This is a genomic window from Streptomyces sp. NPDC045701 (genome assembly GCF_056432045.1).
Genome location: NZ_JBWKJV010000002.1, coordinates 387,842 through 408,852 on the forward strand (window position 1 = coordinate 387,842; position 21,011 = coordinate 408,852).

At 73.1% G+C, this 21,011-nt stretch carries 19 protein-coding genes and 2 tRNA genes; 8 read left to right on the forward strand and 13 right to left on the reverse strand.

Annotated features, from left to right (window positions below; translation table 11 throughout):
• The first annotated feature begins 135 nt into the window (after positions 1-135).
• Both AC07DW_RS03915 and AC07DW_RS03920 read left to right on the forward strand, forming a co-directional pair.
• A complete protein-coding gene (locus tag AC07DW_RS03915) occupies positions 136-894 on the forward strand; it encodes an IclR family transcriptional regulator (RefSeq protein WP_478856012.1) in 759 nt (252 codons plus the stop codon).
• A gap of 86 nt (positions 895-980) precedes the next feature.
• Positions 981-1,054: transfer RNA gene (locus tag AC07DW_RS03920), tRNA-Lys, on the forward strand.
• A 70-nt stretch (positions 1,055-1,124) separates the two neighbouring features.
• Here AC07DW_RS03920 and AC07DW_RS03925 read toward each other — a convergent pair.
• From AC07DW_RS03925 to AC07DW_RS03945, 5 genes are all read right to left on the reverse strand, one after another.
• Positions 1,125-1,778: a response regulator gene (locus AC07DW_RS03925; RefSeq protein ID WP_478856013.1), complete on the reverse strand. Its 654-nt coding sequence runs from the start codon at positions 1,776-1,778 to the stop codon at positions 1,125-1,127.
• Positions 1,757-3,010: a sensor histidine kinase gene (locus AC07DW_RS03930; RefSeq protein ID WP_478856014.1), complete on the reverse strand. Its 1,254-nt coding sequence runs from the start codon at positions 3,008-3,010 to the stop codon at positions 1,757-1,759. The genes AC07DW_RS03925 and AC07DW_RS03930 overlap by 22 nt, the downstream gene beginning before the upstream one ends.
• A 107-nt stretch (positions 3,011-3,117) precedes the next feature.
• The gene (locus AC07DW_RS03935) at positions 3,118-3,708 is read right to left on the reverse strand and encodes a lytic polysaccharide monooxygenase auxiliary activity family 9 protein (protein WP_478856015.1); all 591 of its coding nucleotides are present in this window, start codon (positions 3,706-3,708) and stop codon (positions 3,118-3,120) included.
• A gap of 143 nt (positions 3,709-3,851) precedes the next feature.
• Complete coding sequence (locus AC07DW_RS03940; protein ID WP_478856016.1) at positions 3,852-5,177, reverse strand: SPFH domain-containing protein; 1,326 nt, start codon at positions 5,175-5,177, stop codon at positions 3,852-3,854.
• 19 nt (positions 5,178-5,196) lie between these two features.
• Entirely contained in the window at positions 5,197-6,531 is a 1,335-nt protein-coding gene (locus tag AC07DW_RS03945) for a peptidoglycan-binding protein (protein WP_478856017.1), read from the reverse strand.
• Positions 6,532-6,725: 194 nt separating this feature from the next.
• Between AC07DW_RS03945 and AC07DW_RS03950 the strand changes: the two genes are divergently transcribed.
• The 3 genes from AC07DW_RS03950 to glxA all read left to right on the forward strand — a co-directional run bounded on the left by AC07DW_RS03950 (position 6,726) and on the right by glxA (position 11,092).
• A tRNA-Lys gene (locus AC07DW_RS03950) sits at positions 6,726-6,799 on the forward strand.
• Positions 6,800-7,211: 412 nt separating this feature from the next.
• Complete coding sequence (locus tag AC07DW_RS03955; protein ID WP_478856018.1) at positions 7,212-9,143, forward strand: glycosyltransferase family 2 protein; 1,932 nt, start codon at positions 7,212-7,214, stop codon at positions 9,141-9,143.
• The gene (glxA, locus tag AC07DW_RS03960; RefSeq protein ID WP_478856019.1) at positions 9,140-11,092 is read left to right on the forward strand and encodes a radical copper oxidase GlxA; all 1,953 of its coding nucleotides are present in this window, start codon (positions 9,140-9,142) and stop codon (positions 11,090-11,092) included. The genes AC07DW_RS03955 and glxA overlap by 4 nt, the downstream gene beginning before the upstream one ends.
• Positions 11,093-11,156: 64 nt before the next feature.
• Here the strand turns inward: glxA and AC07DW_RS03965 are convergent, their stop codons facing one another.
• From AC07DW_RS03965 to AC07DW_RS03990, 6 genes are all read right to left on the reverse strand, one after another.
• Positions 11,157-12,191, reverse strand: a complete 1,035-nt coding sequence (locus tag AC07DW_RS03965; protein WP_478856020.1) for a glycoside hydrolase family 6 protein — start codon at positions 12,189-12,191, stop codon at positions 11,157-11,159.
• 152 nt (positions 12,192-12,343) lie between these two features.
• Positions 12,344-13,021 (reverse strand): class F sortase, encoded by a 678-nt coding sequence (locus AC07DW_RS03970; protein WP_478856021.1) that lies wholly within the window; start codon positions 13,019-13,021, stop codon positions 12,344-12,346.
• A 2-nt stretch (positions 13,022-13,023) separates the two neighbouring features.
• On the reverse strand, positions 13,024-13,611 hold the full coding sequence (locus AC07DW_RS03975) for a hypothetical protein (RefSeq protein WP_478856022.1): 588 nt from the start codon (positions 13,609-13,611) through the stop codon (positions 13,024-13,026).
• 113 nt (positions 13,612-13,724) lie between these two features.
• Entirely contained in the window at positions 13,725-14,504 is a 780-nt protein-coding gene (locus AC07DW_RS03980; RefSeq protein ID WP_478856023.1) for an HAD-IIA family hydrolase, read from the reverse strand.
• A gap of 334 nt (positions 14,505-14,838) precedes the next feature.
• Entirely contained in the window at positions 14,839-15,645 is an 807-nt protein-coding gene (locus tag AC07DW_RS03985; RefSeq protein WP_478856024.1) for a hypothetical protein, read from the reverse strand.
• Between the two features lie 224 nt (positions 15,646-15,869).
• Complete coding sequence (locus AC07DW_RS03990) at positions 15,870-16,937, reverse strand: ROK family transcriptional regulator (protein WP_478856025.1); 1,068 nt, start codon at positions 16,935-16,937, stop codon at positions 15,870-15,872.
• Positions 16,938-16,993: 56 nt separating this feature from the next.
• On the opposite strand from AC07DW_RS03990, the gene AC07DW_RS03995 reads away from it, so the two are divergent.
• Both AC07DW_RS03995 and AC07DW_RS04000 read left to right on the forward strand, forming a co-directional pair.
• Positions 16,994-18,061 carry a Gfo/Idh/MocA family oxidoreductase gene (locus tag AC07DW_RS03995; RefSeq protein ID WP_478856026.1) on the forward strand — a complete coding sequence of 356 codons (1,068 nt, stop codon included), beginning with the start codon at positions 16,994-16,996 and terminating at the stop codon, positions 18,059-18,061.
• Complete coding sequence (locus tag AC07DW_RS04000) at positions 18,058-18,594, forward strand: heme-degrading domain-containing protein (RefSeq protein ID WP_478856027.1); 537 nt, start codon at positions 18,058-18,060, stop codon at positions 18,592-18,594. Before AC07DW_RS03995 ends, AC07DW_RS04000 begins: the two co-directional genes overlap by 4 nt.
• Positions 18,595-18,656: 62 nt before the next feature.
• On the opposite strand, the gene AC07DW_RS04005 is transcribed toward AC07DW_RS04000, so the two are convergent.
• The gene (locus AC07DW_RS04005; RefSeq protein WP_478856028.1) at positions 18,657-19,163 is read right to left on the reverse strand and encodes a DUF2000 family protein; all 507 of its coding nucleotides are present in this window, start codon (positions 19,161-19,163) and stop codon (positions 18,657-18,659) included.
• A gap of 49 nt (positions 19,164-19,212) precedes the next feature.
• On the opposite strand from AC07DW_RS04005, the gene AC07DW_RS04010 reads away from it, so the two are divergent.
• On the forward strand, positions 19,213-20,022 hold the full coding sequence (locus AC07DW_RS04010) for a helix-turn-helix transcriptional regulator (RefSeq protein WP_478856029.1): 810 nt from the start codon (positions 19,213-19,215) through the stop codon (positions 20,020-20,022).
• Between the two features lie 112 nt (positions 20,023-20,134).
• Here the strand turns inward: AC07DW_RS04010 and AC07DW_RS04015 are convergent, their stop codons facing one another.
• Positions 20,135-20,992: a fumarylacetoacetate hydrolase family protein gene (locus AC07DW_RS04015; protein ID WP_478856030.1), complete on the reverse strand. Its 858-nt coding sequence runs from the start codon at positions 20,990-20,992 to the stop codon at positions 20,135-20,137.
• Positions 20,993-21,011: the final 19 nt, after the last annotated feature.

Here is a 21,011-nt window from a genome sequence, read left to right on the forward strand (position 1 = left end):
TCATATGCCCGGGTGTCCCGTCCCAGCGTACGCGTAGGGGGCGGGACAGATTCTTGTCAACAGGAGCCCACGAAACGGCTCTTGGCCGCTATCGTGGTACGGAAGCTTGCGGTCACAACCTGGTAGGGGGAAACCGTGGCGCTGAAGCCCGAGCCGACCGCGCCGTTCCACTCGGTGCAGTACGCCCTGCGTGTTCTCGAAACGATCTCCAGGCACGGCGGCGGGGTGACCGACGTCCAGATCGCTCGCGAGACGGGGCTCCCGGCCGGCCACCTGACCCCGCTGCTGCTCATGCTGCGCCGCGAGGGTTACGTGGAGCAGGTCAGCGACGGCGCCTACGTGGTGGGTGACTCCCTGATTCTGCTGGGCTCCGGCGCCACCCGGCGCGAGGCCCTGGAGAGCAAGCTCCAGGAGACCCTGACCGAGCTGCGCGACTCGGTCGGCGCCGCCGTCTACATCAGCCGGTACATCGACGGCGAGGTCAAGATCACGCAGATGGCCGACGGCCCGCACACGCCGAAGGTCAACGAATGGGTCGACTTCCGCTCGGCGGCCCACGCCAGCGCGGTCGGCAAGTGCCTGCTGACCCAGCTCGACCAGAACGGCCGCCGGGACCACCTCTCCCGCCACAAGATCGCCCGGCTCACCTCGCGGACGATCACCAGCGAGAAGGTGCTCTTCTCCAAGCTGGACAGCCAGCCCCCGACCGTCCCGGTGCTGGACCTCCAGGAGTACGCCGTGGGCACGGTCTGCGCGGCGGTGCCGCTGACGGCCGGTTCGGCGGTCGGCTGCCTCGCCCTCTCGCTCCCCATCGAGCACGCCCACCGGCTGCGCTCGGCGGCGGACACGCTGAACCGCAAGGCCGCACCGGTGGTGCTCTCGCTGGCGCTCTAAACCTCTCGGGCCCTGACTGTGAGCCAGCTCACGGTCGACTGGTCGGAAGCACCCCGCGGGCCGGGTATTATTAACTCTGTCAGCAGGCGCCGCTAGCTCAGTTGGTTAGAGCAGCTGACTCTTAATCAGCGGGTCCGGGGTTCGAGTCCCTGGCGGCGCACAGACGGGAAAAGCCCCTCGCGGAAGCGGGGGGCTTTTTCGTGTCGCGGCCCGTGCGGGGGGCCGGGGTCTCACGCGCGGAGGAACGCCAGGACCGCGAGGACGCGACGGTGGGTGTCCCCGGCCGGTGGCAGATCCAGCTTGCCCAGGACGTTGCCGATGTGTTTGCCGACCGCCGCCTCGGTCACCGTCAGCCGCCGGGCGATCGCCCCGTTCGAGTGGCCCTCCGCCACCAGCGCGAGCACTTCCCGCTCGCGCGGGGTCAGCGCCGCCAGCGGATCGCGGTGGCGGCGCAGCAACTGGCGCACCACCTCGGGGTCGACGACCGTACCGCCCGCCGAGACCCGGGCCAGCGCGTCCAGGAACTCCTCGACGTGGCCGATCCGGTCCTTGAGCAGGTAGCCGACACCGGTGCCGTCACCCGACTCCAGCAGCTCGGCCGCGTACGCCCGCTGCACGTACTGGCTCAGGACCAGCACCGGCAGGGCGGGGCGCTCGGCGCGCAGCGCCACGGCGGCGCGCAGCCCCTCGTCCTGGAAGCCGGGCGGCATCCGCACGTCGGTGACCACGACGTCCGGGTCGTGGTCGGCGACCGCGCCCCGCATGGCCGCCGCGTCACCGACCGCCGCGACGACCTCGTGGCCGAAGCGGATGAGCAGCCCGGTGAGCCCTTCGCGCAGCAGGACGCTGTCCTCGGCCAGGACTACCCGCAGAGGGGTCGGCACGGAATCTCCACTCGCAGCGCGGTCGGCCCGCCCGTCGGGCTGGTGATCGACAGTGTGCCATCGAGGACGGCGACCCGGTCCGCCAGACCGGTCAGGCCGGTTCCCCCGGAGCCTGCGGCGCCGCCGGTGCCGTCGTCCTCCACGGTGATGAGGAGCCGCGTGCCGGTGTGCCGGGCGGTCAGCCGGGCCCGGTCGGCGCCACTGTGCTTGCCGATGTTGGCGAGCGCCTCGCACACCGCGAAGTACGCGGCGCTCTCGACGGGCGGCGGCAGGCGCGGCAGCTCGATGTCGGTGTCCACCGGGACGGGCGACCGGTCGGCGGCGTCGGTCAGGGCGGCGTCCAAACCGTAGTCGGTCAGGACGCGCGGGTGGATGCCGTGGATCAGCTCGCGCAGCTCGGTGAGGACCCGGCCGGCCTCGTCGTGGGCCGTGGCGAGCCGGTCGGCGAGCGGACCGGGCGGGGCGTCGAGCCGGGCGAGCCCCAGGGTCATGCTGAGGGCGACCAGCCGCTGCTGGGCCCCGTCGTGCAGGTCGCGCTCGATGCGGCGGCGCTCGGCCTCGAAGGCGGCGACCAGGCGGGCGCGGGAGCGGGTGACCTCACCGATGCGGAGCCGCAGCTCGGTGTCCCGGGGCGCGAGGAGGAGCCGGGTGAGCGCGGCGCGGGCGCCGGCCAGGGCGCCGAGCGGGTACAGCAGGACGGGCAGCAGGAGCAGCCCGCACAGGGTGGCTGCGAAGGCGGCCGGGTAGGTGGTGACGAGCGGGCCCTTGAGCACCCGCGCCTCGTGGCCGTCCAGCGCGAGCTGCGCGGGCGCGGCGATCAGGGCGAGCGGCGCGCCCAGGGCGACGGCGAGGGCGAGCAGCTCCAGGGGCCAGAGCACGCAGCCGTGCAGCAGCGCGTACGCCAGCTCCCGCCAGGTGGCCTGCTCCCCCATCCGTACCCGGAGCCAGGCCGGGAGCCCGGGCTCGTCGGGCGTCCGGTGCGGATCCGTGGCCGGGTCGGTGTCGACGAGCCGCAGCCGCCGCCGCTCGGTGCCGCCGAGGGCGACCCCGGCGAGCAGCAGCAGCGGCAGGCCGACGAGGAACAGCGAGGAGGCGGCCAGCAGCAGCAGGACGGCCAGCAGGGGCAGGCCGACGAGCACGCCGCTCGCCAGATAGCCGGCCGACCGCCAGGGCCAGCCGCCGCGCAGGTAGTCACGCCTGGTCAGGGCCTGCCAGGGCGTACGGGGATCCATGGAGTCCACGGTAGGCGCCGGGCTCACGGCGCCACCATGGCCCAGCGGGTGTACGCGGGGTGTGGCAGGCCCTACCACGGCGCGGCGGCTGTCCGCCGGCCGGTCCGTCAGAACTGCACGTCGGAGCAGGCGTAGAAGGCGTTCGCCGTGTCCGCCACCGTCCAGACGGCCAGGATCAGGTGCTTGCCGGTCTTCCCGCTCGGGATGGTGCCCTGGTGGCTGAGCGTGGAGGGCGGCTGCTGGGCGTTGTAGGGGACGGTCAGGAACGGCTGGGGGTCCAGGGCCGCGCGGGTGAGCGGCGCGGACTGGTTCCAGCCGTTCTTGGTGATGTAGTACTTGAAGTCGGTGGTGCGGTGCCGCGCGGTGAACTGCCACCGGAAGGTGTAGCTCTGACCACCGGTCACCCGCGTGGCGGGCCAGGTGCCGCCGCGGGGGTCGTCGAGCTGCGCGAACGGCCCGTTGCCGCCGGAGCAGATCTTTCCGTCGGCGGGGCCGCCGGCCGGGAAGCCCTTGGGCCCCTCGACCGACTGCGGCTCCCACTGGATGTTGCCGCAGTTGCTCACGGTGCCGTTGGCACAGAGCTTCTGGCGGCTGATGGGTGAGTCGGTGTAGCCGTGGCTGCTGGCGCTGCCGGTGGCCACGAGGGAGACTCCGGCAACGCCGAGGGCCACCACGGCCGCGCCTATCTTGTGTCGCATGCTGTCGCTCCTGACAGAACGTGGGGGAGTCCGATGAGCCGTGCTGCACGCGTGCGGGGGTAGCGCTGGTGGGTACCAGTGCCGACGATCCGGTCTAGACCAAGTTCCAATGTATGGACGTTAGTTGAACATGTCCATACCAATCACGGGCCTTCGACCGGACCGCTCCGGCCCGTGTAGAAGGCCACCGTCAGGTCCTTGACCAGCGCCTTGCGGTCGTAGTCGTCCAGTTCGACCAGACCACGCGTGGTCAGCCGGTGGACCATGTCGTCGACCGCGTCCACCACGGACGTGAGCACCGCGTCCCGGTGCTTGGCGTCGATCGCCGCGACCCGGCGCCGCTGCATGGCGGCCGCGATCTCCGGCGCGTACTCGATCCGGGTCGGCTGCGCCGAGAAGACGTCGATGCCGACCGGGACGCACTCCGCCGACAGCATCCGCGTCAGCGCCTCCCCCACCACCTCCGCGTCCCGCAGTGTCATCGGGGCGTCCTCGTGAATGGGGGTCCCCCCACCGGGGGCGGGAGCGGCGTCGGCCGGCAGCCGGGACAGCACCCGGGCCATCGCCGACTCCACCTGCTCGCGCAGGTACCGCTCGTGGTCCGCCACCCCGAGGGCGGCCCGCACGGTGTCCCGGATCCGCCACACCACCAGCACCACCACCCGCAGCGCGGTGCCGTGCGCGTCGACGGCCGGGATCGGCTCGCTGCGCCAGTGCCGCAGCCGTACGTCGACCCGGCGGCGCAGCAGCAGCGGGCTCACCCACATGAGCCCCGTGCGCCGCACGCTGCCCCGGTAGTCCCCGAAGAGGGTGAGGACCCACGCGTACCCGACCCTCCCCCGGCACAGTCCGCCGAAGGAGAAGAGCACCCCCAGCACGCCCAGCGCCAGCAGCGCCCAGATGCCGAGCCCGATGCCGTTGTACGGGCGTGACGGCAGCCCCAGCATGACGGCCACCGCCGGGGGCACCACCCCGGTCCACCACAGCAGCGCGGCGCACCCGGCCAGCGCGACCGCCCCGGCCGCGACCCCGGCCCACCCGGGCAGCACCGGCCCGGGCCGCTCGGCCGGCTCCGCGTCGGCCGGCGGCACGGTCCGCCGCGCCGGCCCGGGAACCGTCACGGCCGCCACGGCCCGCCCGTCCGGCGCCGGTGCGGCCGGCCCGGCGGGGCGCGCACCGCCGGGCACCCGCCCCCGTACGACCGGGACCGGTCCGGCGTCCGGCGTCTCGGGGCCGGCCTTCTCGTCGTCGCGGAACAGCAGGTGCACCGGGATGGGCCCGGTGGTCTCGTTCCCGATGACGGGGACCCGGCGACCGGTCGTCACCCCACCGGTCACCCAGCCGGTCGTCACCGCGCCGGCCGTCGTCCCATGGGTCGCCGTCCCACCGGTCGCCGTCCCACCGGTCTTCGATCCGCCGGTCTTCGATCCGCCGGTCGTACCGCCGCCCTCCGGCGTCGCCGTACTCAACCCTGCCTCCTCGTGTCGGTCATCGGAACAGCCGCCGCCAGGTCTCGGGGCCCGGGTAGCCGTTGGCGGCGGCGCCGCGCCAGCCCTGGGCGCGCTGGAACGCCTCGACGTTGCGCCGGTCGGCCTCGCTCCAGCGCGGGCCCGGCCCGGTCCGGTAGTGGGCGCCGAAGCCGCGCCGCACCAACTGGCGCCCCAGCCGCTCGACGTGCTCGTTGGCCCGGCCCGGCCGGAAGTGGGCGCGGCCGGGGAACGGGGGCGCCGAGACGGCCGCACCGGAGCGGGAGGGGACGTCGCGCCCCTGTCCGTTCACCAGCAGCCGCCAGGTGTCCGGCCCCGGCAGCCCGTCCGCGTCCCGCCCGCTCCAGCCCTGCGCCCGCTGGAACGCCCGGGTCGCCTTCCGGTCCGCCTCGCTCCAGCGCGGCCCGGGTCCAAGGCGGTAGAAGCGCTTGCCGCCCCGCTCCGCGAGCATCCGCCCGAGCCGGGTGACGTGGCGGTTGTCCGCCCCCGGCCCGAAGGACCCGGAACCCGGGTAGGCCGCGGAGGCGCCCGGGGCGCCGGGGTTCCCGGGGGCGCCGTCGCTCAGGCCCTTGTAGCGGTAGGCGACGTAGCGGGCGGAGTTGTTCCAGTACGCCATCGGAGTCGCCAGCCTGCGGGCGTGCGGCCTGGTCTGCTCGTAGGCCGTGTAGGAGGTGTGCGTGTAGTCGGTCCAGCCGCCGAAGAGGGTGACGTGCGAGCCGCGGTTCGGGTCGGCCGGGTTGTGGAAGAGCAGGATGTCGCCGGGCTGGAGGTCGGAACGGTCCAGCCGGGTGCCGAACCGGTCGAGGGAACCGGTCCACTCGTTGCCGGCCAGGTTCCAGGCCATCGAGACGAAGCCCGAGCAGTCCTGGCGGTAGCCGTCCGTCCAGTACTTCTCCATGGAGTACGGGACCTTCACGGCGACCCAGCGCTTGGCCCGGTTGATGATCTCGGTGCGGGTGGACCGGCGCAGCGCGGGCGCGGAGACGTGCCCGCCCGTCGGCCCGGCGTGCGGCCGTCCGTGCAGCGGCCCGGCGCCGCCCTGCGGGGTGGAGACGTCCGGGTCGTCCCGCTCCCGGCCCGGCCCCGCGTGGCCGGCCGGACCGGCGGGGCCCGCCGGGTGGGTGACGGTGACCGCGCCGCCCGTCCCGGCCCCGCCGCCTAGGGCGACCCCGGCGGCGGTGAACAGGACCAGGGCGCGCCGCGCGCCGTGGGCGGCGGGGTGGCCGCCGGCCCGCACGGCACGGCGGAGGGCCGTCTCGCGACGGTGCCGGGCACAGCCGGCGCAGGGGCAGTCGGGGGCGGGCTCGTACTCCTCGAAGACCGGTACGGCGGCCATGCGCTTCCCCTCCAGGTTCTTCCGGTGCTGCGTACGGGCGCCAGTGTCTCAACTGACCCGACATGTCGCATTTTGACGGTCGAAAGGGTAAAAACGGTCGGCCGACAGGCCGTGACGGCCCCATTCACCGGCGCACCGCACCCGGGCGGTCCGGACCACCCCCGCCCATCGGGTAGAGTTGTGCAGGTCAGCAGGCGCCGCTAGCTCAGTTGGTTAGAGCAGCTGACTCTTAATCAGCGGGTCCGGGGTTCGAGTCCCTGGCGGCGCACGCGAGGCTGAGGCCCCCTCACCATGGGTGAGGGGGCCTCAGCCGTGCCACCACTCCGATACACCCGTAAAGCACGCATATGCCCGATAAACAGTGCGTTTCACCCTTGCGAGCGGGTGAGAGGGCCGTAGACCCTATCCTGGGACCGGTGTCCTTAAGGGGGCACGTGGTTCGTGCAGTTGGCGGCAGTGTCGGGGGATGCTCCGGATGCGGGGGCCACGGGGTGGGGGCCCCGTTCACGCAGGGACACCGTGACAGGCATCATGCAACCGGAAGGTCGTCTTTCCCTGTCCTCGGGAAGGGTGGCCCGCCACCGAAGTGCCGGAACACGCCGGTTCAGGGGGACTGCGCGCTCCGGACGGAAACGAACACGACCAATCACGCAGCCAGCATGCGTGCGGGGGGATGACTCATGACGTCGACGCCGACCGGCGCCCGGCAGGACGACGACCCGTCCCGGACCACTCAGCTTCGGGTTCCCCCGCAGCTCCGGACCGGCGGATCCCGGCAGCGCGGCGCCGCCGCCAAGCCGCTGCCGCGCTACGACTACGAGCACTACAGCCGGCTCGCCGGGCCCCTCACCCAGCCCGACCCGAACAAGCCGTACACGGTGCAGTACCGCTCCCTGATCTCCCAGGAGCCGCACCGCGTCCGGGTCGCGCTGATGCTCGCCGCCGCCCCGGTGCTGTCGGTGGTGCTGCTGGTGTGGCTGCTCCAGCCGTCGCACTGGACCGAGCGCGACCACCCCGCCTTCGACTGGCTGCCCGCGCTCGACGTCGTGATGCTCGTCTCGATCGGCCTGATCGAGTTCTTCCGCTGCATGAACGTGCTGTCGAACGCCCATGCGACCCTGGTCGCCCGCGACCCGGTCCCTGTCGTGCCGGAGACGGGCACCCGCGTGGCCTTCCTCACCTCCTTCGTCCCGGGCAAGGAGCCCCTGGAGATGGTGACGAAGACGCTGGAGGCGGCCGTCAGGATCCGGCACCGGGGCCTGATGCACGTCTGGCTGCTCGACGAGGGGAACGACCCCGACGTCAAGGCCGTCTGCGAGCGCCTGGGCGTCCACCACTTCTCCCGCAAGGGCATAGCGAAGTGGAACCAGCCCACCGGTGCCCACCGCGCCAAGACCAAGCACGGCAACTACAACGCCTGGCTGGACGCGCACGGCGACAAGTACGACTTCTTCGCCTCCGTCGACACCGACCACGTGCCGCTGCCGAACTACCTGGAGCGCATGCTTGGCTTCTTCCGGGACCCGGACGTCGGCTTCGTCATCGGCCCGCAGGTGTACGGCAACTACGACAACTTCGTCACCAAGGCCGCCGAGTCGCAGCAGTTCCTCTTCCACGCGCTGATCCAGCGCGCCGGCAACCGCTACGGCGCGCCGATGTTCGTCGGCACGTCGAACGCCGTGCGCATCACGGCGCTCAAGCAGATCGGCGGACTGTACGACTCGATCACCGAGGACATGGCGACCGGCTTCGAGATCCACCGGCACAAGAACCCGGCGACGGGCAACAAGTGGCGCTCGGTCTACACCCCGGACGTGCTCGCCGTCGGCGAGGGGCCGAGCGCCTGGACGGACTTCTTCACCCAGCAGATGCGCTGGTCGCGCGGCACGTACGAGACGATCCTCAAGCAGTACTGGAAGGGCTGGTACTCGCTGCCGCCGAGCAAGCTCTTCAACTACACGATGATGATCATCTTCTATCCGATGTCCGCCCTGAACTGGATCCTCGCGGCCCTGAGTTGCGCGCTGTTCCTGGGCATGGGGGCCTCGGGTGTGAACATCGACCCCACCGTGTGGCTGATGCTCTACGGCAACGCCTCCGCGCTGCAGATCGGCCTCTACGTCTGGAACCGCCGCCACAACGTGTCCCCGCACGAGCCGGAGGGGTCCGGCGGCGTGGCCGGCATGCTCATGTCCGCGCTGTCCGCGCCGCTCTACGCCAAGGCCCTCGTCGACTCCGTCCTGCGCCGCAAGAGCTCGTTCGTGGTCACCCCCAAGGGCGACTCGGCGAGCCCGGACCGGTGGTTCGGGACCTTCCGGTACCACTGGTACTTCATCGGCATCTTCGGCGCCTCCATCGCCGCCGGCTTCGTCCTCGGGCACTCCCACCCCGCCATGATCATCTGGGCGTCGTTCGCCACGCTGATCACCGCGACGCCGATCTTCGTCTGGCGGCACATGCTGCGGCAGGAGAAGAAGAAGCGCCCCGCCCGGCACGGCGGGGGCCTGCCGCCGCAGCCCGCGCCGGCCGAGGACCACGGGCCGCGGGCCGAGCCGAGCGGGGCCCGGCAGAACGACACCATGCAGATCGCCCTTGGGGGACGTAACAAATGAGCAGCCTGCCCGTCCGGCCGAACCACCGGAGGAACCGCGCCCGTCGCATCCTGATAGGCACGGCGGTGGTCGCGGTGGTCGCCGGGTTCAACGGGCCGGCCCTGTACCGGTACGGCTCGGAGAAGTACCACGACTACACGATCAACAAGCCGGAGTACAAGGCCGCCAACGGCCACTGGGACTTCCTCGACGTCCCCTCCGAGTTCCGGATCAACACCATCCACGCGGCGCTGCTGCACACCGGCAAGGTGCTGCTGGTCGCGGGCTCCGGCAACAACCAGAAGAACTTCGACGCGAACAAGTTCGAGTCGGTCCTGTGGGACCCGAAGACGAACGAGTTCAAGATGATCCCCACGCCGAAGGACATGTTCTGCTCCGGGCACACGCAGCTGCCCGACGGGAAGCTGCTGATCGCCGGCGGCACCAAGCGGTACGAGAAGCTCCAGGGTGACGTCACCAAGGCCGGCGGCCTGATGATCGTCCACAACGAGGACCCGGACAAGCCCATCACGCTGCCCGCCGGGACGAAGTTCACCGGCAAGGCCAACGGCAAGACGTTCGTCTCCAAGGACCCGGTCCTGGTGGAGAAGGCCGAGAAGATCTTCGACAAGACCACCGGCCGCTTCCTGCGCACCCAGCCCGGGCTGGGCCGGATCTACGTCGAGGCCGAGGAGTCCGGCAAGGAGTTCGAGACCGGCACCGAGGACAACTACCGGGTCGAGGGCCTCAAGGGCAAGGACGCCCGCAACGTCTACGGCATGGCGCAGAAGCTCGCCCTCGACAAGAAGGACTTCCAGGGCATCAGGGACGCCTTCGAGTTCGACCCGGTCGCCGAGAAGTACATCAAGGTCGACCCCATGAACGAGGCCCGCTGGTACCCCACGCTGACCACGCTCAAGGACGGCAAGGTCCTCGCCCTGTCCGGCCTCGACGAGATCGGGCAGATCGTCCCGGGCAAGGACGAGATCTACGACCCGAAGACCAGGACGTGGAAGTACACCGGGATCGAGCGGCGTTTCCCGACGTACCCGGCCATCTTCCTGATGGACAACGGCAAGCTGTTCTACTCCGGCTCCAACGCCGGGTACGGACCCGCCGACGTCGGCCGTGACCCGGGCGTCTGGGACCTGGAGACCAACGAATTCGAGAAGATACCGGGCCTGAGCGACCCGGACCGGATGGAGACGTCCGCGACGGTGATGCTGCCGCCCGCCCAGGACCAGCGGTTCATGGTCATCGGTGGCGGCGGGGTCGGTGAGTCCCAGGAGTCCAGCGAGAAGTCCCGGCTGGTCGACCTGAAGGACCCGAACCCGCGCTTCAAGGACGGCGCCTCCCTCGACCGGGGCACCCGCTACCCGAGCGCCTCGCTGATGCCGGACGACACCGTGCTGGTCACCGGAGGCTCCGAGGACTACCGGGGCCGCGGCGACTCCAACGTGCTGGAGGCGCGGACGTACGACCCGAAGAACGGGAAGTACACCCGTGTCGCCGACCCCCGGGTGGGGCGCAACTACCACTCCGGCTCGGTGCTCCTGCCCGACGGCCGCGTGATGATCTTCGGCTCGGACTCGCTCTTCGCCGACAAGGCCAACACCAAGCCCGGTGTCTTCGAGCAGCGCATCGAGATCTACACCCCGCCCTACCTCTACCGGGACTCCCGGCCCGAGGTCACCGGCGGCCCGGAGAAGATCAAGCGGGGTGGCAGCGGGGTCTTCACGACGCCGGACGCCGCGAGGATCACGACCGCGAAGCTGCTGCGGCCGAGCGCCGTCACCCACGTCACCGACGTCGACCAGCGCTCGATCGCCCTGGAGATGAAGAAGACCGCCGACGGCATCGAGGTCACCGTCCCGAAGAACCGGGCCCTGGTCCCCGCCGGCTGGTACATGCTCTTCGTCACCGACGACAAGGGCACGCCGTCCGAGGCGGTGTGGGTCGAGGTCCCGTAGGGCCCGCGGTACGACACGAAAGGGGCGCCCCCGGCGGGGGCGCCCCTTCGCCGTGCCCGGGGTCCTACGCGGAGTTGCGCGCCAGTTCGAGGGCGTACTCCGGGAACCAGTCACCCGCCTTCGGGCCGCCCTTGCAGTCGCCGTCCGACTCGCCGGGGCGCTTGATCCACAGGTAGGCGTCGACCAGCGGGTCGCCCGTCTTCGTGGTGGGCGTCTCGCCGAGGGCACGGCCCGGCGGGTTGCACCAGTTCTCGGCGGGGTCGCCCTTGGTGTAGGGGCCGTTGCCGTTGCGGCTGGTGTCGATGACGAACGGCTTGCCGCCGACCCTCTTCGAGACCTTCCTGCCGTACTCCTTGCTGGCCGCCGTCGTCTGGAAGTTGGCCACGTTCACCGCGAAGCCGTCGGCCTCGGCGACGCCCGCCCACTTCAACGGCTCGAAGATCTGGTCCGGCCTGCCCCAGCCGGCGTTGCCCGCGTCCAGGTACACCTTGGTGTTCGGCAACTGCTTCAGCCGCTTGACGGCGCCCTTCAGCAGGTCGTACCGCTCCTCGTGGTACTGCTCCTCGGTGCAGCCGTCCACCATGTGCATCACGGCGTCGGGCTCCACGACCACCGTGGCCCGCCGGTCGCCGATGCCCTTTGCCACCTTGTCCAGCCACGCGCGGTACGCGTCGCCGTCGGCGGCGCCGCCCGCCGAGTGCTGGCCGCAGTCCCGGTGCGGGATGTTGTAGAGGACCAGCACGGCGTCCCGGTCCGCCTTCGTGGCGGCCTCGGTGAAGCCGCGGGCGTCCTCCTCGGGCTGCTCCGTGCCGACCCACTCGCCCACCGGCTGGGAAGCGATCCTCCTGATGAGCTCGGCGTCCCCCTTCTTGCCGTCCCGCAGGTAACTCTCCACCTGCTGGGCCGCCTTGCTCCCGGGATTGACCCAGAACGGGTCGGCCGCCTTCGGCTGCTGGCTCACTCCGGGCAGGGCCTCCGGTTCCTTGCCGCCGCCGGCGTCGGGGGAGGTACAGGCCGCCAGCAGCAATGCCGCCACGGCGCCCACCGCCCCCACCGCGGCCGCCCTCACGCGGGCAGGCCCGGTGCAACTGCCGTACATACACTCCCCCTGTGGTGCACTCTGCGCGGGGCCATCCCCCAGGCGCCCCTCCCGGACAACCCGGTCCAATCCATCCTGACACACGGGCCCCGGGGGCCACGAGGGCGGCCACCCGCCCTCGGGAAGGGCCCGCGGCCGGGCCGGCCGGGCGGTCACGCGGCGGGAGCGCCGCGGTCGCCGGTCAGGTAGCCGGAGACGACGACGTTGGCGGTGTAGGCGCCCGCGGCGCGGTCGAAGGTGCCGCCGCAGGTGATCAGGCGCAGTTCGGCCCGGCCGGGCTGCCGCTGGCCGTACGCCGCCTTCGGGTCGAACTCGTCCCGGGCGAAGACCCGCACGTCGTCGATGGTGAACTCGGCGACCGAGCCGTCCGTCCGGGTCACCTCGATCCGCTCGCCGGGGCGGGCGGAGCTCAGACCGTAGAAGACGGCGGGTTTCGTCTCGGTGTCGACATGGCCGACGAACAGCGCGGCGCCGTCCGTGCCCGGCTCGGCCCCGCCGCCGAACCACCCGACGGTGTGCGCCTGCTCGTACGGGGGCGGGTCGATCGCGCCCGCCCGGTCCAGGGCCCGCGCCGCGACCGGTGCGGTGATCCCGAGCGACGGGACCTCCAGCCGCTCGGGCGCGGCGGGCTCCATCGGCGGGCGGGCCGGCGGCAGCGGGACGCCCAGGGGCCGGCCGACGGCGGCGACGTCACCGGTGGTGGGGGCGGACAGGCCGCCGGGGCCGGACGTGATGTCCTTGCCCCACAGCCACAGGCCCAGCAGCAACAGGGCCCAGGCCACACCGGTGAGCAGCCGGCCGTGTCCGGTGGGGTGCGGTGCGGAGGACACGGTCAGTCCGCGCGGGGGCGGCGACGGCGGCGGGAGCTGCGGAGGGCGACGGCGACCGCCGCGACGCCCGCCAGCACCAGGCCGACCACGGTGTGCGGGGTGCCGGGCCCCTGTTCGCCGGAGCCGCCCCGGGGCGCGTCGGCTGCCAGCAGCGCCGCTCCCCCGCCGCCGGCCCGGACGGGTGCCACGGGGGTGGGCGGCGTGTGGTGGGTGACGTGGACGGTGCCGGCGTCGTGGTGGTCGCGCCCGTCGCAGTGGACGGTGAGCGGGTACGAACCGGTGTCCAGGCGCGACTTGACGGTGGTGTCGCCGTACAACGGCCCGCCCTTGCCCTCGCGTCCGGACAGTTCGGCGTCGGCGACGAACGCCTTGGACCTGACCGACCCGTGCTTGCCGACACAGCCGTGGACCTGGATGTCCACGTCCTCGCCGGGCCTGGTGGTCGCCGGGACGACCTGGGCCGTCACCTTCTCCCGGTGCTTCTCGCCGTCCCGGCGCTCCTCGCCGTCACCGGCGTACACGGGTCCCGCCGCCAGCGCCAGGACCGTGACCGTCCCCGCGGCACGGAGAGCAAACAAAGCTGAACGCATCGTGAACCTCCTGCACTGAAGATTCACCCGGTTCGGCGGTTCCCGCATCCGCAGGGAGACGGCCTTCACCCGGTCGGGCGTCGCCGACCTGGGGTGATGGCCCGGCAGAAGGGTCAGATGCGCTCCACCAGATCGGCGATCGAGTCGACCACGGTCGAGGGCCGGAAGGGGTAGCGGTCCACATCGGCGGGGGTGGTGAGCCCGGTCAGGACCAGGAACGTCTCCATACCCGCTTCCAGCCCGGCCAGCACGTCGGTGTCCATCCGGTCGCCGATCATGGCGCTGGACTCCGAGTGGGCGCCGATGGCGTTCAGGCCGGTGCGCATCATCAGGGGGTTCGGCTTGCCCGCGAAGTACGGGTCCTTGCCGGTGGCCTTGGTGATGAGCGCGGCGACCGAGCCGGTGGCGGGCAGCGGGCCCTCGGTGGAGGGTCCGGTCTCGTCGGGGTTGGTGCAGATGAATCTTGCCCCGCCGTTGATCAGCCGGATCGCCTTGGTGAGGGACTCGAAGCTGTAGGTGCGGGTCTCGCCGAGGACCACGTAGTCGGGGTCGTGGTCGGTGAGGATGTAGCCGATGTCGTGCAGGGCGGTGGTGAGCCCCGCCTCGCCGATGACGTACGCCGTGCCGCCGGGCCGCTGGTCGTCGAGGAACCGGGCGGTGGCCAGGGCGGAGGTCCAGATGTTCCGCACGGGGACGTCCAGCCCCATGCGGGCGAGACGGGCGTGCAGGTCGCGAGCGGTGTACATGGAGTTGTTGGTGAGGACCAGGAAGGGCCTCTCCGCGTCCCGCAGTTTCTTGATGAAGGCGTCGGCACCGGGGATGGGGACGCCCTCGTGGATGAGGACGCCGTCCATGTCGGTCAGCCAGGACTCGATCGGCTTGCGCTCTGCCATGGGGCGGGACTCCTGCCGTACGGATACGTGCACGTGTGCTTTGGCGCCGCGACAGCGCTGTGGCGACGCCCTAGCCTAATCACGATGCGGTGATCTTCACCCCGTCGATCGTCCGGTACGTCGTCGGTCCCGGTGCGGCGGCGGCAGTGGCCGGCGGTGGGGGCTCCGGCGGGGACGGCGGCGGCCGGCAACCGGGTTCGCGCCGGGCCCGGCGGACGGTCTCGCGGGAGATCCCGTACCGGACGTCGGGTCGCGTTCGGCGGGCGCCCGGCCCACGCCCGACGGGTGCACGCCAGCGGGGGGGTGACCGGGGGACGCCGCCCCGTCCGGCCGGTCAGCCCCGGCGGTCCCGGATCCGCCCGGCGAGGGCGAGCGTCCCGGCGCCGAGGAGGAAGGCGAGGGCCGAGGCACCGGCGACGATCAGCACGTTCCGGCCGGTCCTGGGCAGTTCCTCGGCGACCTCGCTGGCCGGCTCCTCGTCCACGAGGGCGAACCGGTAGTCGGCGGACTCGCCCACCCAGTCGCCGTCACCGCCGCGGCGCTGGACGATCGCGGCGTTCGCGGTGATCGTGTCGGGCAGGGCGTCGGAGGTGAAGGCGAGGCGGACGGGCACGGTGACGGTCCGGCCGGGCGGGACGACGAAGCCGCGGAACCGGTCGCCGCCGGTGCCGGCGGTGCTGTCGTCGAGGACGCCGACGAGTTCGCTCTCGTCGGTCTTCTCGATCGTGACGGGGTGCTGGCGGCCCCCGCCGTCCCCCCCGGTCCCGGTCCCGGTGGCGTCCCCGGTCCCGGTCGCGCCCTCGTTCTCGTAGAACTCCAGTTGGATCTGACCCGGCTTCAGGGTGCGGGTGCGGTCGGTGAAGACGATGACGGGGTGGATGTTGCCGCAGGGCTCGGTGGTGGTGTTGGTCAGCTCCACCGTCCAGGCGTGGAAGCCGCCGCCGGGCCGGTAGGCGGCGGGGCCGCCGCTGATGCGCGTACGCAGGGGGAAGTCGGTGGTCGAGGGGGTGCCGCAGGTGGGCTGCCGGTCGGGGGCGGCGGCCTCGAAGGCCGGGGTGCCGTCCGCCGGGGCCGCCGCGGTGAGCGCGAGTACGGCGACGGCGACGGCGGTGCCCTGGGCGGTGGCGGTGCGCAGTCGCATGGGGAACCTCTGGCAGCCGGTGGACGGTCGTGCCCCGAGAACCTTCCACGCGGCCACCCCGGCGCACCGGCGGACCGGCGACCTCCCGCCGTACGGCGGCGGGGAAGCCCCCGATCGGCGCAACGAAGCGGACCGGTGGCCGGGGGCGGCACGTGCGCCCGGCGGCCCCGGTACGGCGCGGTGCCCGCCGGCCGCGCCCCCGGCGGCGCCCGTGGTCGGCGCCGTCACCGGCCGAACAGGGGGGCCAGCACCAGCTGGGCCGCGCCCTCCGCCACCGGGTGGGCCGAGCCGTCCGCGAGGGCCACCGGCACCGGGGGTTCGCCCGCGCCCCGGGCGCGCTCCTCAAGGACGGCGCGCACGCCCCGCAGGAACGGCTCCGGCGTGCCGGTCACCACCCGGCCGCCGAGCAGCACGCGGTCGATGTCCAGCAGCTTGACCAGGTTCGCGGCCCCGGCGCCCAGTACCCCGGCCGCTCCGGCGAGGTCGCCCCGCGCGACCGCGGCCAGGCACAGCGCCTCCAGGCAGCCGCGCCCGCCGCACCCGCACACCGGCCCGTCCAGCTGGACGGTCTGGTGCCCGAACTCCCCCGCGCCCGTCCGCGCGCCCCGGTACACGGCGCCGCCGAGGACGAGCCCCGCGCCCAGCCCCGTACCGAGGTGGAGGTAGGCGAACGAGTCGCCGCCCGCCCCGTTCAGGGCGATGCCCAGCGCCGCCGTGTTCGTGTCCTTGTCGAGCACCACGGGCAGCCCGAGCCGCCGTGCCAGGGCGTCGCGCAGCGGGAAGCCGTCCCACTCGGGGAAGCCGGTCACCCGGTGCGGGACGCCCGCCGCGTGGTCGAGCGGCCCCGGCATGGCGACCCCGACCCCCAGCAGCGGGCGCGAGGTGAGCGCGGCGACCTCGCCGGCGGCCACCTCCATCACCACCTCGGCGCCCGATCCCAGGTCCAGCGGGACGACGCCGGCCGCGACGACGGCGCCCGACAGGTCGACCAGGACCGCGGTGAGCTCGTCCCGGTCCAGGTGCAGGCCCACGGCGTGGGCGGCGCCCGGGACGAGCCGCAGGACGGTGCGCGGCTTGCCGCCCGTGGAGGCGCGCCGGCCCGCCTCGGCCGCGAGCCCCTCCTCCCGCAGCCGGGCGGTGATCTTGCTGACCGCCTGCGGGGTGAGCCCGGTCCGCTCGGCCAGCTCCAGCCGGCTGGCCCCGGCCTCGCCCGCCGTCCGCAGCAGGTCGAGCACGAGCGCCGCGTTGTGGCTCCGCAGGGCCGGCAGGTTCACACCCGTATCGCTGTTCACCAGCCCATTGTCGCGCCCGCTTGCACTTTGGCAACAGCGTTGCTTAAGTGGCGGGCATGACTGGACGACCGCTGCGCGTCGGACTCGTCGGCTACGGCCTGGCGGGCTCCGTCTTCCACGCCCCGCTGATCGCCGCGACCGAGGGCCTGGTCCTCGACACGGTCGTCACGTCCGCCCCCGAGCGGCAGCGACAGGCCCGTGACGCGTTCCCGGACGTCCGGTTCGCCGCTTCGGCCGATGAGCTGTGGGGCCGGTCCGACGAGCTGGACCTCGTCGTGATCGCCTCCCCCAACAAAACGCACGTACCGCTGGCGACCGCCGCCCTGAAGGCCGGCCTGCCGGTCGTCGTCGACAAGCCGGTCGCCGGCACGGCGGCGGAGGCCCGCGGGCTCGCCGCCCTCGCCGAGGAGCGCGGCCTGCTCCTGTCCGTCTTCCAGAACCGCCGCTGGGACAACGACTTCCTGACCCTCCGCTCGCTGATCGAGCGCGGCGAGCTCGGCGACGTGCAGCGCTTCGAGTCGCGCTTCGAGCGGTGGCGGCCCCGGCTCAAGGGCGGCTGGCGCGAGTCGGGCGCACCGGAGGAGTTCGGCGGGCTGCTGTACGACCTGGGCAGCCACGTCGTCGACCAGGCGCTGGTGCTGTTCGGGCCGGCCACGCGGGTGTACGCCGAGGCCGACGTACGCCGTGCGGGCGCCGAGGCGGACGACGACACGTTCGTCGCGGTCACGCACGCGAGCGGCGTCCGCTCCCACCTGTACGTGAGCGCCACCGCCGCCCAGCTCGGCCCCCGCTTCCGGGTGCTCGGCTCGAAGGCGGGGTACGTCAAGCACGGCCTCGACCCGCAGGAGAGCGCCCTGCGCGAGGGCGGGCGCCCCGGCCCCGGGTGGGGGACGGAGCCCGAGTCGATGTGGGGTCGCCTCGGCGCCGGCGAGTCCCCGCTGACGGGCGGCGGCACCCCGGTGCCGTCCCTCCCGGGCGACTACCCGGCGTACTACGCCTCGATCGCCGCCGCCCTGCGCGACGGCACGCCCCCACCGGTCACCGCCCACGAGGCGGCGGCGGCGCTGGACGTCCTGGAGGCGGCCCGCCGGTCGGCGCGCGACGGTGTGACGGTGACCCTGTGACCGCCGGGGCCGTCGGGACCACTGGGGTCGCAGGGGCGGCCGGGACCACCCCGGCCACCGCGACCACCACCGCTCCGACCGTCGCCGAGCTGGAGGAGCAGCAGGCCCGCCTCGCCCTCCCCCGCTTCACGTACGACGACGCCTGGACGCTCGGCACGCTCCTGGTCGGCCTGGCCCGCGAGCGGAACGCGCCGGTCGCCATCGACATATGGCGCGGCGGCCAGCAGCTCTTCCACGCCGCGCTGCCGGGGTCGAGCGCCGACAACGACGCCTGGATCGACCGCAAGCGCCGCGTCGTCGAGCGGTACGCCGAGAGCTCCCTCCTGGTCGGCACCCGGTTCCGCGCGAAGGGCAAGTCCTTCGACACGGACTCCCGCCTGGACCCGGACCGCTACGCGGCGCACGGCGGTTCGTTCCCCCTCACGGTCACGGGCGCGGGCGTCATCGGGACGGTCACCGTCTCGGGACTGCCGCAGCTGGACGACCACGCGCTGGTGGTGGAAGCGCTGGAGCGCCTGGCGGGCGCCCTCTGAGCCGGCGGGCCACCCCCCTCCCCCGAGGGGTGGCCCGCCTTCTTCCCACGGGCCCGCGCGGCTCAGGGGTGCATCCGGGCGCCCTTGATCACCTTGTCGACCGCGTTGCGCGGCCCGTACACGGCGAGCCCCACCAGATCCAGCCGGTCCCTCGGCACCGCCCGCACCGCCGCGCGGTTGTCGCGGTCGTTGCCGGTGGCGAAGAGGTCCGAGGTGAACACCGACCGGGGAAGCGCGCGGGACAGGACGCGGCCGTGCGCCGCGGTCAGCGTCTCCTTCGACGCCTCGAAGACCAGGACGGGCTGGCGGAACATCGGCAGGTAAGGGGTGCCGTCGGCGTCGGCGTACGGTTCGCCGACCACCTCGGGGAGGTCCGTCCCGAGACCACTGACCAGGAACGCGGTCACGTTCAGCCGCTGCCAGGGCTCCAGGTCCTCGCGCAGCAGGACGGCGATCTTGGTGTCGAAGCGTACGGGCGGCTCTCCGGCCGCCCCGGTGGCCGTCGCGGTGGCCGCCTCGGCGGGCCTGGCTGCGGTCGCGGGCTTCACGGTGGTGGTCGTGGTGGTCATGCGCCGAGACTGCCGCCGGCCGTGCCGAAGGGTCTTGTACGTTGTTTGCATGGTGGCCCGGCAGGAGGTTTCCGCGTGGCGCCCGCCGGTCGCGGGTGTCGTGGAGGTCTTCCACGCCCACTTCACCGAGCACCGCTACCCGATGCACGTCCACGACGCGTGGACCCTGCTGATCGTCGACTCCGGCGCGGTCCGCTACGACCTGAACCGCCACGAGCACGGCACCCCGCGCGACACGGTGTCCCTGCTCCCGCCGCAGGTGCCGCACAACGGCTCGCCCGCCACCGCGCAGGGCTTCCGCAAGCGGGTGCTCTACCTCGACCTGACGCAGCTGGACGAGAGCTACATCGGCCCGGCGGTGGACGGCCCCGACCTGTGCGACCCGGTCCTGCGCCGGCGGGTCGGGCAACTGCACACGGCCCTGGCGCACCGGGGCGACGAGCTGGAGGCGCAGAGCCGTCTCGCCCTGATCGGCGAGCGGCTGCGGTCCCACCTGCGGCCCCGGCTCGCCGACGCCCGGCGGGTGCCCGACCGGGGCGTGGCCCACGGACTGCGGGACCTCCTCGACGAACGGCTGCTCCAGGGGCTGTCCCTGGACGAGGCCGCGCGGCTGGTGCACGCCCACCCGGCGCACCTCGTGCGGGCGTTCAGCGCCGCTTTCGGCATCGCCCCGCACCAGTACCTGACCGCCCGCCGGGTCGACCGCGCCCGGCGGCTCCTGCTGGAGGGACAGCCACCGGGCACGGTGGCCGCCGCGGCCGGGTTCTACGACCAGTCGCATCTGACCCGGCACTTCAAGCGGCTCGTGGGCATCACGCCCGGGCGCTACGCCCGTACGGCCACGGCCCGGGGCCGGTGACGCCCGGCCCCGGCACGACGACGGTCACGGCCGGCGGCGGTGGGCCGCACCCGCGCCCGGGCGGCCCGCCGCCGTACCCCACACCGTCCACCGCGTAACGTGTCCGCTCCCGTCAGGCGCCCTTCAGCTCCTGCCGCTGCCGCCCGAGCCCCTCGACCTCCAGCTCGACGACGTCCCCGGCGCGCAGGTACGGCTTCGGTTCGGGCTGCCCCATGGCCACGCCGGCCGGCGTGCCGGTGTTGATGACGTCGCCCGGGTACAGCGTCATGAACCGGCTGACGTACCGCACGACCTCCGCGACGGGGAAGATCTGGTCGGCCGTGGAGCCGTCCTGCTTCAGCTCGCCGTTGACCCACAGCTTCAGCGACAGCGCCTGCGGGTCCGGCACCTCGTCGGCCGTCACCAGCCAGGGACCGAGCGGGTTGAACGTCTCGCAGTTCTTGCCCTTGTCCCAGGTGCCGCCGCGCTCTATCTGGAACTCCCGCTCCGAGACGTCGTGGGCGACCGCGTACCCGGCGACGTGCGCGAGCGCGGCCTCCGCCGACTCCACGTAACGGGCGGTACGCCCGATGACCACCGCGAGCTCGACCTCCCAGTCGGTCTTGCGGCTGCCACGCGGCACGAGCACGGTGTCGTCCGGGCCCACGACCGTGTCGGCCGCCTTGAGGAAGACGACCGGCTCGGCGGGGGTCGCCTGGCCCGTCTCGGCGGCGTGGTCGTGGTAGTTCAGCCCGATGCACACGACCTTGCCGATCCGCCCGACCGGCGGCCCGATCCGCAGCCCCGTCGGGTCCAGCGCGGGCAGCACGCCCGCGCCGGCCGCGGCCCGGACCCGGTCGAGCGCCGACGCGTCGGAGAGCAGGGCTCCGTCGATGTCGGGCACGAGCGCGGACAGGTCCCGCAGGACCCCGTCCCGGTCGAGCAGCGCGGGGCGCTCCGCCCCCGCCGTACCGACGCGCAGCAGCTTCATGGTCTTCTCCCTGTGGTCG

Bases quoted from the DNA above. Each gene is read 5' to 3' on its own strand.
- AC07DW_RS03930 (WP_478856014.1), bottom strand. From the start codon at position 3,010: ATGGATCCCCGTACGCCCTGGCAGGCCCTGACCAGGCGTGACTACCTG.
- AC07DW_RS03935 (WP_478856015.1), bottom strand. From the start codon at position 3,708: ATGCGACACAAGATAGGCGCGGCCGTGGTGGCCCTCGGCGTTGCCGGA.
- AC07DW_RS03945 (WP_478856017.1), bottom strand. From the start codon at position 6,531: ATGGCCGCCGTACCGGTCTTCGAGGAGTACGAGCCCGCCCCCGACTGC.
- AC07DW_RS03955 (WP_478856018.1), top strand. From the start codon at position 7,212: ATGACGTCGACGCCGACCGGCGCCCGGCAGGACGACGACCCGTCCCGG.
- glxA (WP_478856019.1), top strand. From the start codon at position 9,140: ATGAGCAGCCTGCCCGTCCGGCCGAACCACCGGAGGAACCGCGCCCGT.
- AC07DW_RS03965 (WP_478856020.1), bottom strand. From the start codon at position 12,191: ATGTACGGCAGTTGCACCGGGCCTGCCCGCGTGAGGGCGGCCGCGGTG.
- AC07DW_RS03975 (WP_478856022.1), bottom strand. From the start codon at position 13,611: ATGCGTTCAGCTTTGTTTGCTCTCCGTGCCGCGGGGACGGTCACGGTC.
- AC07DW_RS03980 (WP_478856023.1), bottom strand. From the start codon at position 14,504: ATGGCAGAGCGCAAGCCGATCGAGTCCTGGCTGACCGACATGGACGGC.
- AC07DW_RS03985 (WP_478856024.1), bottom strand. From the start codon at position 15,645: ATGCGACTGCGCACCGCCACCGCCCAGGGCACCGCCGTCGCCGTCGCC.
- AC07DW_RS03995 (WP_478856026.1), top strand. From the start codon at position 16,994: ATGACTGGACGACCGCTGCGCGTCGGACTCGTCGGCTACGGCCTGGCG.
- AC07DW_RS04005 (WP_478856028.1), bottom strand. From the start codon at position 19,163: ATGACCACCACGACCACCACCGTGAAGCCCGCGACCGCAGCCAGGCCC.
- AC07DW_RS04010 (WP_478856029.1), top strand. From the start codon at position 19,213: ATGGTGGCCCGGCAGGAGGTTTCCGCGTGGCGCCCGCCGGTCGCGGGT.
- AC07DW_RS04015 (WP_478856030.1), bottom strand. From the start codon at position 20,992: ATGAAGCTGCTGCGCGTCGGTACGGCGGGGGCGGAGCGCCCCGCGCTG.